Raw genomic sequence first — 12,971 nt, 5'->3', positions numbered from 1 at the left:
TAGGAGTAGTTGTTGGGTTGGTTTTTGGACCAAGGCGGCAAGTATAGGGACTTCGCCCTTCCTAAAGAACCCTTTGAACAAAATTTAACCAGCTGTGGATGACTCACGGACAATAGAAATTAAAAAGAAAGAAATTTATTAAAACCTTGTTTTTATGTTTATTCTTATACAGCACCCTATCTGTGGATAAAGCTCTGAAGGCCTTATTATTCAATATGTACAGAGGTTTTTAACTCTGTGGTTAGGTGGTCATGAGGCCCTTGGATAAGCGCTTTAAGCCTGTGGATTAAAGGGGTGGTTATCCACAGAGGGGTTTTTCCTCAGTTTTGAAGCCCGGTTATCAACCGCCCACAAGGGCAGTTATGCACAGGGCTTAATCCACAGGAATACCCTCTGTGGATGAAAATCAGGCAGGGCAGGTCGTACCAGGACCGCAAGAGCTGGCAAAAATGAAGCGCAGAGGGACAACAGACGAGTCAGACAGGCTGCAAGAGCCTGTCTGTGGAACAGAAAGGAAGGCGGTGAGCTAGTCGGAGCGCTTGGTCAAGCGTCCCTGAAGCCACCAGCTTCCCCCCAGAAACAAGACGATCAGGACCAGCCAGTATTTCTTCAGCAGCGCTTTGATCCCTTCGATGCCATGTTCACCGGTTATTTCATCCTTTGGCCAGGTGTCCTCTGTGGACAAGGGGCTGTCGTTCCCTTGGGCAATCGAACTGTCCCCAGGAGCAGCTGTTGCTGGCACGGAAGCCGGCGACTCGAAGGCGGCGACACCCGTCGCCGCTGGCGCCTTATCGGTGGAGGGTTGAGCCCAGGCAGCCTGATGGACAAGGGCCAGGCTCAAGATGGCAAGACAAGCATAAAAGCGCATAAACACCCTTTCATCTCCCGCGTTGTGTACAGGGCGGCAATCACATTGCCGGAGTTTTCCATGCGGTCGTCACCCGACGAAGCATGTCCGCGTGACAGCAGCGGCGCGACATGCTGGCCGGCCCTGCCCGGCACGAATATCAGATCAATCTGAAATACCGGCGGATAGTGCGCCGCAATGCCGTGTTGAGTTCTTCAGCCTTGTCCTTCCTGGGTGAGTGGCCACAGGCGAGGGAACAGTGGATGTTCCATCGGCGCTCCTCCCTCCAGTTCGCTCGCCAGCCCCGGAAACTCTGGCGAGGTGCGCCACGGCCGCGGCGCATGACACATGTCCTCGCCAAGAAAGCGCAAGGAGAACGCCCGGCGTCGGCGAGCACCGCCCACACCTCCTGCAGCGTGGAGGGTCAGCATGTGGAAAAACACCGCATCCCCGGGTTCTAGGGCCCAGCCAAGGATGTTCCAGGCTGACCGGTCGGCTTCGATATCCGGGAGATCGGCAAGGCTACCTTCGGGAAACCACTTGGCCTGGTTGTCGAGAAAGGTCCTGGGCATCAACCAGGGGCCCAGATGGGAGCCGGCGACAAATTCCAGGGTTGACTCGCGCGCCACCGGATCCACGGGCATCCACATGCTGCAGTTCTGCCGTCCCTCTACGTTGTAGTACGGCTGATCCTGGTGCCAGGGCGTGGGCTGGCGAGTGTTGGGTTCCTTGACCAACAGATGATCGTGGTACAACCGGGCGCTGTTGCTGCGCATCAGCTGGCTGGCGACGTGCCCCACCCGGCTGTTGAAGATGAACTGGCGGTATTGGGGATTGTCCTGCCAATTGCAGAAATCCTCGAAAAACCAGCCAGGGTCATCCGCACTGCTGGCCACCTTGGCTCGTTCACTGGGGCTGGCCAGATTCTGTTCGATTCCCTGCTCCAGCAGAGCCACTTCGTCAGCGCTGAAGAGTTGGCGGATACATACGGCACCATCGCGCTGAAAAGCTTCGAGGGTGGATTCCGGCAATTGAAATGTTTGCATGGTGATTTCCTTTTCATTCGTTCAGAGCGTCTTGTTGCCAGGTGCGACGATTGCCACTCAATTCAAGGTGATTTCCTCGGCGGCCATCCGGCCGGGCCGGATCCAGATCCAGTAGGCCAGCGACAGCAGCAACAGCCAGCCTCCCCCGACATAGAGTGCCAGGCGGGTTTCGGGGAATGTGCCGAGCACAACGAAGATGAACAACATGAAAAGCACCGCGCAGATCTGGCCCGCAGCACCAAAAGGCACGGGAAAGTGCAAGGCCGCGATCTCATCCGGACTCAGCCCACGGCGCATGGCCATTTGCGAAAGCAGGATCATCAGCCAGACCCAGACCACCGAAAAGGTCACCATCGAAGCAAAGATCAGGAACAATTCTTGCGGTACCAGGTAATTGAGCAGGACCCCCAGCAACAATGCCCCGGACATCACCAGAACCGTCATCCACGGCACCCCGGACTCGGTGGTCCTGGCGAAAGCCTGCGGGGCCTGGCCAATGGAAGCCATGCCGTACAGCATCCTCCCGGCGCTGAAAATATCGCTGTTGATGGCAGAGATCACTGCGGAAATCACCACCAGGTTCAACACACTGGCCGCCGAACTTATCCCCAGGCCACTGAATATCTGAACGAAGGGGCTGCCCTGGCTACCGATTCCAGACCAGGGAAACAGGGTCAACAACACCAGCAAGGTCAGGACGTAGAAAATCAGGATGCGCAGCGGTACCGAATTGATCGCCTTAGGGATCATGCGCTGCGGATCCTTGGCCTCTCCCGCAGTGATGCCGATCACTTCGATGCCGCCGAAGGCGAACATGACCACGGTGAAGGACGCGATCATGCCCTCGAGGCCATTGGGGAAGAAGCCGCCATGCATCCACAGGTTGCTCAGGCTGGCGGTTTCCGTGCCCTGCCCCAGCTGGATTCCGAAAAACAACAGGGTAAAGCCGCCGGCGATCATCGCAATGATTGCCCCGACCTTGAGCAGGGACAGCCAGAATTCCATCTCGCCGAAGACCCGCACACTGCACAGGTTCAGCGCACCGATGCCCAGGACTATGCCCAGAACCCAGATCCAGCGTGGGGTATCGGGAAACCAGAATCCCATGTAGATGCCGAAGGCGGTGACATCTGCCAGGCACACCATCAACATCGAGAAGGCGTAGCTCCAGCCGGTAAGAAAGCCGGCAAAACGGCCCAGGTACTGGCTGGCGTAATGGCTGAATGATCCGGACACCGGGTTCTTCACCGCCATCTCGCCCAGGGCACGCATGGTCAGGTATATCGCGGCGCCACCGATCAGATAGGCCAGCAGTACCGACGGCCCGGCTCGCTGAATGGCTGCCGCTGAACCATAAAACAGACCTGTTCCGATGGCCGAGCCCAGGGCGATGAAACGGATGTGCCGAGTGCTCAGGCCGCGATGTAGAGCGGTGCTTGCGTTAGCCATGACTGTTCCTTGAATGCATGGGACCTGAGAGAAATCGATGGCCATCGGCTCTGTTGCCGACTCGATTTCTTCGGATGTACGAACCTGTACACCAGGTCTCGATGCAAATTGGGAACCACCTGGGGAAGTCCGGTAAATAACGCAGAAATGAAGGCGAAGACGCCAAGTAATGCGGCTAAATGAGCCAATCCTGGCAATTTGAGTGTTACGCAACCGAGCCCTACCAGGAAAGGGGGACAAAGGTAACGCCGATGGGCACCGATGATCCGGCTCGGAGAGAGGGGCTAAAATCGCAAAATCTGCAAATCGCCCCCTCATACAGTGGACCGCCAAGGAGGCCCCCATGAAACCCGCAACGCGAATCCACTACGCCCAACGCATGGAACCGGTCCTGCGGTGGCTGGCCAGCCACCCTCACTGCGATCCGGATCTGTACCAACTGGCGGATCTGGCCTGCATGTCGCCCTATCACTTTCACCGTATCTACCGAGCGATGCTGGGAGAGACCGTGAATGCCTCGGTGCAACGTATCCGCATGCACCAGGCAGCGGTGGCATTGGCCGGGTCGCAGGAGGCAGTGCATGAGGTGGCTTCGCGGGCCGGGTACGAATCGAGCGCCGCCTTCAACCGGGCATTTGCCGCTACGTTCGGGTTGCCCCCCGGCCGCTATCGCGAAACCCGTTCCCGCCCTTTCGCTCCCGAGGAGTCAGGTATGTACCCCATCACTCTAGAAACCTTCCCCGGCGTCACCCTGGCAACATTGCCCCACCGCGGCAGCTATCAGGAGATCGGCCCGGTGTTCACCCGGCTCTTCATGCTGGCAGCCAGCCGGGACCTTGCCCAGCCGGATGCCTGTGGTTTTGGCGTGTACTTCGACGATCCCGAACAGGTGCCGCCGGCGCAACAGCGTTCACTGGCTGGCCTATCGGTCGATCCGGATGCCCACCTGGGGGAAGACCTGGAAAGGTTCGACATCCCCGAAGGACGCTATGCGATCCTGAGCTATACCGGCCCCTACAACGAGATGGGCAAAGCCTACAGTTGGATGTTCTCCGAATGGTTGCCCGGCAGCGGCTTGATACCGGCGAACTTTCCGATGTTCGAACAGTATGTGAACGACCCGCGCAGTACCCCGCCGGCGCAGTTGCAAACGCGGATCTATTTGCCGCTGGGGTAAGTAGAGCGCACTAGCAGGTGGTGGCTTATTTGCCCGCACGCAAGGACACCGGGACGCCCCAGACCGGGTCTTCCAGGCCTTGCTTGCCCAGCGGCGTAATCTGCATGGGTTCAAGCCTGGACAGCATCTGCTGGTGTTGCGCGCTGAGGTTCTTGCGCTGGGCGATGAACTTCTGCGAAAACTCCATTGGCGCCGGGCGGGTATAGACAGTCATGTTCTCCAAAGGACACTCGATCATCTTGGGTTCGACCGCTCGGCACCCGGACTGCTGGTACTTGTAGCTGGGAGTTTTCAGGTGCATGCGCTGGCTCAGCACCAACTGGCCGCCTTTGAGGGTAAAGCTGGCCAATGCCTGCTTGGGGGGAATGCGCGACTGCACCTTGATCGCGGGGATATCGCGGTACTGCGTATCTTCACGATAGCCCGCTGCCCCGGTCTGCCTGGTGTCGTTGTATTGTTGCTCCCCCTGGCTTACACAGGCCCCCGAAGCCATGTGCACGGCAGTGCAGACCGTGCGGGTCTTGGTCTCTGTCAGGTAGCTGGCGTCATGCCAGTTGGTCTGCTTGTAGAACTCTCGATAGAGTTCCGGCGACAGATAGGAGGTGCCGTTGGCACCGCGCCCCGAGCCGATCGCGCCATTCTTGGCACCGACCTGGTCGAGCTGGGCATTCAACCGGTAATCATCACCGCCAGTCAGCAAGTACTTGCCCGGTGGCAAGACATGAACTTCGAACGACTGGAACAGGTAGACCGTCTTGGTGTCCTTTTGCAGCGAATTATTCTGGAAGCCGCGGCTGAAGGTCACCTGCGGTGCCGCTTCGTTCATCCAGATGACCCGGGTGGTGTACTGGGTCATGGCCATTGCATCTCCCAGCTTGGGGTGCGGTGTCAGATCAGCCACCAACACCACGGCCATATCCGATTTGAGTGCTTCATCGATCAGGTCCAGCAACTGCGAATAGCGTGGATCATCCCGGGTGCCTTCAGCGCTCATGAACTGATTGGGCGCGCACCCCGACAGGGCAAGCGATAGGGCCAGGGTGGGCAAGGCAAATCGAAGTCGTGGCAAGGTCATAGATCGATCCTTGATCAGGGGGAGTGGATAATTGAGCCCACATGCTACTGAATCGAGGTCGGATCGCGATACCCACGCGTGGGGGCTTCCGCTCGGCGGAATGGGCAGACATGTCCTGCAGCGCCAGGACCGTGGTTCAGCTGGTCGCGCGGCATTGCCGCGCTTGCAGGACGCTTTGAAAAGTCATTTGCCGATGCAGAAGCTGGAGAAAATACGCCCCAGCAGATCGTCGGAGCTGAAGGCTCCAGTGATTTCCCCCAGGGACTGCTGGGCCTGACGCAGATCCTCGGCCAGCAGTTCGCCCGCCCCCGCCAGGGTCAGTTGCGCGCGGCCATGCTCCAGCGCGGCGCTGGCATAGCGCAAGGCTTCCAAGTGCCTGCGGCGAGCACTGAAGCTGCTTTCAGAGGTTTGTTCGTACCCCATGCAGGCTTTCAGGTGATCGCGCAGCAACTCCAGCCCGGTGTCGGCCGACATGGCACTGAGGCTGATGGTGACATGGCCGTCGTCACAGGTTTCCAGGGCTATGGGTTCGCCCGTGAGGTCGGCCTTGTTGCGGATCAGGGTGACCTTGGCCGGATCCGGGCGCTGCTCGAGAAACTCCGGCCACAGGGCGAAGGGATCTGCTGCCTCGGCAGCCGTGGCATCCACCACCAGCAGTACCCGATCAGCCTCGCGAATAGCCTTGAGCGCACGTTCGACGCCAATCTTTTCCACTTGATCCTCGGTATCCCGCAATCCGGCGGTATCCACTACGTGCAAGGGCATGCCGTCGATGTGGATATGTTCGCGCAGAATATCCCGGGTAGTGCCGGCGATATCGGTAACGATGGCAGCCTCGCGCCCGGCCAGGGCATTGAGCAGGCTGGATTTGCCAGCGTTCGGGCGCCCGGCGATCACCACGGTCATGCCGTCACGAAGCAAGGCCCCCTGCCCGGCTTCCCGCAGTACTGTGGATAACTCATCGCGAACCGCATCGAGCATGGTCAGCACGTGGCCATCGGCGAGGAAGTCGATTTCCTCCTCGGGGAAATCGATGGCCGCTTCGACATAGATCCGCAGGGCGATCAGTTGCTCGGTCAAGTTATGCACACGTTGGGAAAACGCGCCTTGCAGCGAACGCAGGGCATTGCGCGCAGCTTGTGCAGAACTGGCCTCGATCAGGTCAGCGATGGCTTCGGCCTGGGCCAGGTCGAGCTTGTCGTTGAGAAACGCGCGTTCGCTGAATTCCCCTGGTCGGGCCAGGCGACAACCCAGGCCGAGGCAACGCTGCAGCAGCATGTCTAGGACAACGGGACCGCCGTGCCCCTGGAGCTCCAGTACATCTTCGCCGGTGAAGGAGTTCGGCCCCGGGAAATACAAGGCAATGCCTTCATCCAGAACCTCTCCCTGCTCACCCACAAAGGGGCCGTAATGAGCGAATCGCGGCTTCAATTCGCGACCACTGATGGCCTTGGCGGCCATGCCCGCCAGGGGCCCGGAAATCCGTACGATGCCCACGCCACCGCGACCTTGGGCGGTAGCAATGGCAGCGATGGTTTCACGAGGAATAGTCATAACCGCAAATCCAGACAAAAGTGACAGATAGCAAAACGCCCCACTAGGGGGCGTCTTGTGTGGTTATCCACAGCGTAGGTCAGGCAGCTTCTTTCTTGGTAGCCGCTTCGATCTTACGAGTGATGTACCACTGTTGGGCGATCGACAGGCAGTTGTTGACTACCCAGTACAGCACCAAACCAGCAGGGAACCAGAGGAAGAAGAAGGTGAAGATGATAGGCATCATTTTCATCACCTTGGCCTGCATCGGATCCGGCGGCGTCGGGTTCAACTGCTGCTGGATGAACATGGTGGCGCCCATGATGATCGGCAGGATGAAGAACGGATCCTTGATCGACAGGTCGGTAATCCACAGCATGAACGGTGCCTGGCGCATTTCCACGCTTTCCAGGAGCACCCAGTACAAGGACAGGAAGACCGGCATCTGCACCAGGATCGGCAAGCAGCCACCCAGCGGATTGATCTTCTCTTTCTTGTACAGCTCCATCATCGCCTGGGACATTTTCTGACGATCGTCGCCGAATTTTTCCTTCAGCGCGGCCAGTTTCGGTGCCACTGCACGCATACGTGCCATGGACTTGTAGCTGGCGGCCGACAGTGGGAAGAAGATCCCCTTGATCAGCATGGTCAGGAAAATGATCGACCAGCCCCAGTTACCTACCAGGCTGTGGATATGTTGCAGCAGCCAGAAGATCGGCTGGGCAATGAACCACAGGAAACCGTAGTCCACGGTCAGTTCCAGACCTGGGGACAACTCTTTCAGCACCGCCTGGCTTTTCGGACCGGCGTAGAGAATGGCACTGGTTTCAGCCTTGGCACCCGGAGCAACGGTCAGCGAAGGACCGGTGTAGCCGATGATGTAGTTGCCTTTGCTGTCCTTGCGCGCCAGTACCTGGTTGTTCTCGCCCTTTGGCGGAATCCAGGCAGTCACGAAGTAGTGCTGCAGCCAGGCGACCCAGCCACCCTGAACGTTTTCAGTGATCGGGGCCTTGGATTTGTCCTCGTTCACCTTGTCCATGTCTTTCATGGACACTTTTTTGTACGGCTCGGAACTTGTCCACAGGGCGGCGCCCAGGTAAGTCGCGGTGCCGGTGGCGGTGCTGGAGGACGGATCGGAACTGGCGTCGCGCTTGAGCTGGGCGAACATCGCACCGGTCCAAGGTTGAGCGCTTTCGTTGTCGATCAGGTAGGAAACGGTGATGTCATACAGGCCACGCTTCAGGGTGAAGCGCTTGATGTAGTTGACGCCGTCCTTGCTGAACTTCAGGTCGACCACCAGTTGGTCCTGACCGTCAGCCAGTTGATAACTTTTCTTCTCCGAGGAGTAGACAGGACGACCAGCCGGGTTGGCATCCGGGCCGTTGCTGCCAATCAGGCCGCTTTGCGCCAGATAAGTCCGTTCGTTGCCGTTGTCGAACAGCTGGAAGGGAATTTCCGGGTGGTCCTGACGACGTGGATACAGTGGCAGGCGCAGTTGCGCGATATCCCCACCTTGTGGATCGACAGCCAGGTCAAGCACGTCCGTTTTGATCTGAATGAGATCTTTGCTGACAGCTACCGGTGCTTCGGCAGGTGCAGTTGTATCACTGGCTGCACGCGGGATGTCGTCGTTGGCAGCAGGAGTGCCAGTTGGCGTATCCGGCAAGCCCGGAGTGGTCGTGCTGGAAGCAACATTCTGAGTCGGCAGGGCAGCTTGGCCATAATCCTGGTTCCATTTAAGAACCATGACGTAGGACACGATTGCCAGGGCGACGATCAGGATCGTGCGTTTGATATCCATGATTACTCGGCCATCGAAGAAGAACGGGAGGTAGGGATAGGTGGAACCGGGTCATAACCACCGGGATTCCACGGATGACAGCGACCTAAACGACGAAAGGTCAGCCAGCCACCGCGCAGAAGGCCATGATTTTCGATGGCTTCCAACGCGTAGCAGGAACAACTGGGGTAGAAACGACAGTGATTGGCCATCAGAGGACTAATGGCATAGCGATAAAACTGGATCGGAACGAGGGCCAGTTTACGCATCAGGACTGTCTACCCCTACAGTTTCGGATTTCACCGCTGGTTCCGGCTTGTTGCGTGCCAGACGTTTCCAGAGTTTGCCGAAATGCTGAATCAATTCGGGGTTTTCTACATCGCCCAAACCTTTGCGCGCGACGATAACGATGTCCCATCCGACCAGAGACTCCTGGTGGAGGCGAAACGATTCGCGCATCAGACGCTTGAGGCGATTGCGCTCAACGGAGAGTTTTACGCTCTTTTTCCCGATCACAAGCCCCAGACGGGGATGATCGAGGTCGTTGTTGCGCGCAAGGAGCAGGAGATTTTTCCCCGGAACCTTGCCGGTAGGGGAGTCAAAGACCGCCTTGAAGTGCCGGGGGGTAAGCAGACGCTTTTCCCGACTGAAGTCCTGACTCACCTCCAGTGCCGGATTATCAAACTGCCAGACGCGCACGACCTTTGGCGCGACGACGCGACAGGACGGCGCGACCGTTCTTGGTAGCCATGCGAGCACGGAAACCGTGGGTACGAGCGCGTTTGATAGTGCTTGGTTGGAAAGTACGTTTCATGTCGTGTTACCTGGTTCGTCCACAACGGGCCGGAATGGCCCCCGTTTTAAGAGATCGGCGATTCTAGAGAAAGCAAGCCTCTAGGTCAATTTCCAACCAGCTTTTCCTTTATCTATGTATGTCCAGGTCGGGCTTGTGAACCAGGGACAGCCAAATATAAAAATAAAGAAGGAAAGTATTTAAAGCTTTTCTGTAAAGCTTATAAAGGCTAGGGACGCCATCCTCTGTGGATAACTACCTTTAGCCCTTGTAGCTCGTGCTGTACAGAGAATGACAACACGGTTGAGAAGCGGTGTCCTGCCTGTGCTGCACCCTCGGAAAACCTGTGTGTGGAAAGTGTTGTTATCCACAGGCGAGTTACCCACAGAGTTTCGCCCCGAGTTGTGCAATGACCTCAAGCGTGGTTATCCACAGAGCTTATGCACATACCATTGGTCGTGTTTATTCGGGGTAAGGCGTTGATTCTTAGTGCTCTGAGGTCACGCTACATGTGGATAAGTGGACGGCTGATCGCTACAATGGCCGCTTGTTTTTGCCTCACCGGCTTTCAACTTAGGGGATATCCGTGTCAGTGGAACTTTGGCAGCAGTGCGTGGAGCTTCTGCGTGATGAGCTGCCTGCCCAGCAATTCAACACTTGGATCCGTCCGCTACAGGTCGAAGCCGAAGGCGACGAGTTGCGTGTTTACGCACCGAATCGTTTTGTTCTCGATTGGGTCAATGAAAAATACCTGGGGCGTGTGCTCGAGCTACTGGATGAGCACGGCAACGGTATGGCACCAGCGCTTTCCTTATTAATAGGCAGCAAACGCAGTTCGGCGCCTCGCGCCGCTCCGAATGCCCCGCTGGCCGCGGCGGCTTCTCAAGCCCTGCAGGCCGCCGCGGCCAATGCAGCGCCGGCCGCCCCCGCACCGACACCGGCCCCTTCCGCCGCGCCCGCCAAGAAAGCGGCAGCGCAGAAGAATGCCGAGATCAGTGAAGAGCCCTCTCGTGACAGCTTCGACCCGATGGCGGGCGCCAGCTCGCAACAGGCTCCGGTACGTGCAGAGCAACGCACTGTGCAGGTGGAAGGCGCGCTCAAGCACACCAGCTACCTGAACCGGACCTTCACCTTCGAAAACTTCGTCGAGGGCAAGTCCAACCAACTAGCCCGCGCTGCGGCCTGGCAGGTGGCGGACAACCCCAAGCACGGTTACAACCCGCTCTTCCTTTATGGCGGCGTCGGCCTGGGTAAGACCCACTTGATGCACGCTGTGGGTAACCACCTGTTAAAGAAGAACCCGAATGCCAAGGTCGTGTACCTGCATTCCGAGCGTTTTGTGGCGGACATGGTCAAGGCGTTGCAGCTCAACGCGATCAATGAATTCAAACGCTTCTATCGTTCGGTCGATGCCTTGCTGATCGACGATATCCAGTTCTTCGCCCGCAAGGAGCGTTCCCAGGAAGAGTTTTTCCACACCTTCAACGCCCTTCTTGAAGGCGGTCAGCAGGTGATTCTCACCAGTGACCGTTACCCGAAGGAGATCGAAGGCCTGGAAGAACGCCTCAAGTCCCGCTTCGGTTGGGGCCTGACGGTGGCGGTCGAGCCGCCGGAACTGGAAACCCGGGTGGCGATCCTGATGAAGAAGGCCGACCAGGCCAAGGTCGATCTGCCCCACGACGCAGCGTTCTTCATTGCCCAGCGCATTCGCTCCAACGTCCGTGAACTGGAAGGTGCGCTCAAGCGGGTCATCGCCCACTCGCACTTCATGGGCCGCGACATCACCATCGAGTTGATTCGCGAATCCCTGAAGGACCTGCTGGCCTTGCAGGACAAGCTGGTCTCTGTGGATAACATTCAGCGCACCGTCGCCGAGTACTACAAGATCAAGATCTCCGATCTGTTGTCCAAGCGCCGTTCGCGTTCGGTGGCTCGTCCGCGCCAGGTGGCCATGGCCCTGTCCAAGGAACTGACCAACCACAGCCTGCCGGAAATCGGCGATGTGTTCGGCGGCCGCGACCACACCACGGTCCTGCACGCCTGCCGCAAGATCAATGAACTTAAGGAATCCGACGCGGACATCCGCGAGGACTACAAGAACCTGCTGCGTACTCTGACCACTTGATGATTCCAACGCAGCTTATTAAGGCAAGGGACTAGACCATGCATTTCACCATTCAACGCGAAGCCCTGTTGAAACCCCTGCAACTGGTCGCCGGCGTCGTCGAACGCCGTCAGACCTTGCCGGTACTTTCCAACGTGCTGCTGGTTGTCGAAGGCCAGCAACTGTCGCTGACCGGTACCGACCTGGAAGTCGAGCTGGTCGGTCGTGTGCAACTTGAAGAGCCCGCAGAGCCGGGGGAAATCACCGTTCCCGCGCGCAAGCTGATGGACATCTGCAAGAGCCTGCCCAATGACGCCCTGATCGATATCAAGGTCGACGAGCAGAAGCTGGTGGTGAAGGCTGGCCGTAGCCGCTTCACCCTGTCGACCCTGCCGGCCAACGATTTCCCGACTGTGGAAGAAGGCCCGGGCTCGCTGACCTGCCAGCTGGAGCAGAGCCGGTTGCGCCGCCTGATTGAGCGCACCAGCTTCGCCATGGCTCAGCAGGACGTGCGCTACTACCTCAACGGCATGCTGCTGGAAGTGTCTGCCGGCATTATCCGCGCCGTGGCTACCGACGGTCACCGTCTGGCCATGTGCTCGATGCAGGCCGATATCGGCCAGCCTGATCGCCATCAGGTGATCGTGCCGCGCAAAGGCATCCTGGAACTGGCGCGCCTGCTCACCGAGCCCGATGGCATCGTCAGCATCGTTCTGGGCCAGCACCACATCCGCGCCACCACCGGCGAGTTCACCTTCACCTCCAAGCTGGTCGACGGCAAGTTCCCGGACTACGAGCGCGTACTGCCCAAGGGCGGTGACAAGCTGGTGCTGGGCGATCGTCAGGCCCTGCGCGAAGCGTTCAGCCGTACCGCGATCCTGTCCAACGAGAAGTACCGCGGTATCCGTCTGCAACTGGCCAATGGTCAGTTGAAGATCCAGGCCAACAACCCGGAGCAGGAAGAAGCGGAAGAAGAAGTGGGCGTGGAATACAACGGCGGCTCGCTGGAAATCGGCTTCAACGTCAGCTACCTGCTGGACGTGCTGGGGGTGATGACCACCGAACAGGTGCGCCTGATCCTGTCCGACTCCAACAGCAGTGCGCTGGTGCAGGAATCCGACAACGACGACTCGGCTTACGTTGTCATGCCGATGCGCCTGTAATCAT

The 12,971-nt window shown here is 58.4% G+C and carries 12 protein-coding genes; 3 read left to right on the top strand and 9 right to left on the bottom strand.

All coding sequences use genetic code 11. From position 1 onward, the window contains the following. Window positions 1–526 precede the first annotated feature (526 nt). From U873_RS0131970 to U873_RS0131960, 3 genes are all read right to left on the bottom strand, one after another. Window positions 527–868: a hypothetical protein gene (locus tag U873_RS0131970; RefSeq protein WP_025132135.1), complete on the bottom strand. Its 342-nt coding sequence runs from the start codon at window positions 866–868 to the stop codon at window positions 527–529. Window positions 869–1,062: 194 nt separating this feature from the next. Then, complete coding sequence (locus U873_RS0131965; RefSeq protein ID WP_025132134.1) at window positions 1,063–1,893, bottom strand: phytanoyl-CoA dioxygenase family protein; 831 nt, start codon at window positions 1,891–1,893, stop codon at window positions 1,063–1,065. Between the two features lie 57 nt (window positions 1,894–1,950). Beyond that, complete coding sequence (locus U873_RS0131960; RefSeq protein WP_025132133.1) at window positions 1,951–3,342, bottom strand: amino acid permease; 1,392 nt, start codon at window positions 3,340–3,342, stop codon at window positions 1,951–1,953. Between the two features lie 343 nt (window positions 3,343–3,685). On the opposite strand from U873_RS0131960, the gene U873_RS0131955 reads away from it, so the two are divergent. After that, window positions 3,686–4,519: a GyrI-like domain-containing protein gene (locus tag U873_RS0131955; RefSeq protein WP_025132132.1), complete on the top strand. Its 834-nt coding sequence runs from the start codon at window positions 3,686–3,688 to the stop codon at window positions 4,517–4,519. A gap of 25 nt (window positions 4,520–4,544) precedes the next feature. On the opposite strand, the gene U873_RS0131950 is transcribed toward U873_RS0131955, so the two are convergent. The 6 genes from U873_RS0131950 to rpmH all read right to left on the bottom strand — a co-directional run bounded on the left by U873_RS0131950 (window position 4,545) and on the right by rpmH (window position 9,721). After that, entirely contained in the window at window positions 4,545–5,594 is a 1,050-nt protein-coding gene (locus tag U873_RS0131950) for a hypothetical protein (protein WP_025132131.1), read from the bottom strand. A 183-nt stretch (window positions 5,595–5,777) separates the two neighbouring features. Continuing rightward, the gene (gene mnmE, locus U873_RS0131945) at window positions 5,778–7,148 is read right to left on the bottom strand and encodes a tRNA uridine-5-carboxymethylaminomethyl(34) synthesis GTPase MnmE (RefSeq protein WP_025132130.1); all 1,371 of its coding nucleotides are present in this window, start codon (window positions 7,146–7,148) and stop codon (window positions 5,778–5,780) included. A 79-nt stretch (window positions 7,149–7,227) separates the two neighbouring features. Then, window positions 7,228–8,928, bottom strand: a complete 1,701-nt coding sequence (gene yidC, locus U873_RS0131940) for a membrane protein insertase YidC (protein WP_025132129.1) — start codon at window positions 8,926–8,928, stop codon at window positions 7,228–7,230. A 2-nt stretch (window positions 8,929–8,930) separates the two neighbouring features. Then, window positions 8,931–9,176 carry a membrane protein insertion efficiency factor YidD gene (gene yidD, locus U873_RS35615; protein WP_003213574.1) on the bottom strand — a complete coding sequence of 82 codons (246 nt, stop codon included), beginning with the start codon at window positions 9,174–9,176 and terminating at the stop codon, window positions 8,931–8,933. Then, window positions 9,169–9,570 (bottom strand): ribonuclease P protein component, encoded by a 402-nt coding sequence (rnpA, locus tag U873_RS35610; protein WP_218188941.1) that lies wholly within the window; start codon window positions 9,568–9,570, stop codon window positions 9,169–9,171. Before rnpA ends, yidD begins: the two co-directional genes overlap by 8 nt. Before the next feature lie 16 nt (window positions 9,571–9,586). Further along, a complete protein-coding gene (gene rpmH / locus U873_RS35605; RefSeq protein WP_003213577.1) occupies window positions 9,587–9,721 on the bottom strand; it encodes a 50S ribosomal protein L34 in 135 nt (44 codons plus the stop codon). A 565-nt stretch (window positions 9,722–10,286) separates the two neighbouring features. On the opposite strand from rpmH, the gene dnaA reads away from it, so the two are divergent. Together dnaA and dnaN are read left to right on the top strand one after the other, a co-directional pair. Continuing rightward, on the top strand, window positions 10,287–11,825 hold the full coding sequence (gene dnaA, locus U873_RS0131930) for a chromosomal replication initiator protein DnaA (RefSeq protein ID WP_025132127.1): 1,539 nt from the start codon (window positions 10,287–10,289) through the stop codon (window positions 11,823–11,825). A 38-nt stretch (window positions 11,826–11,863) separates the two neighbouring features. Beyond that, on the top strand, window positions 11,864–12,967 hold the full coding sequence (dnaN, locus tag U873_RS0131925) for a DNA polymerase III subunit beta (protein ID WP_025132126.1): 1,104 nt from the start codon (window positions 11,864–11,866) through the stop codon (window positions 12,965–12,967). Window positions 12,968–12,971 lie beyond the last annotated feature (4 nt).

Origin of the sequence: Pseudomonas sp. PH1b, assembly GCF_000633395.1 — a bacterium.
GTDB lineage: Bacteria > Pseudomonadota > Gammaproteobacteria > Pseudomonadales > Pseudomonadaceae > Aquipseudomonas.
This window is presented reverse-complemented; position numbering and strand designations above follow the sequence as displayed.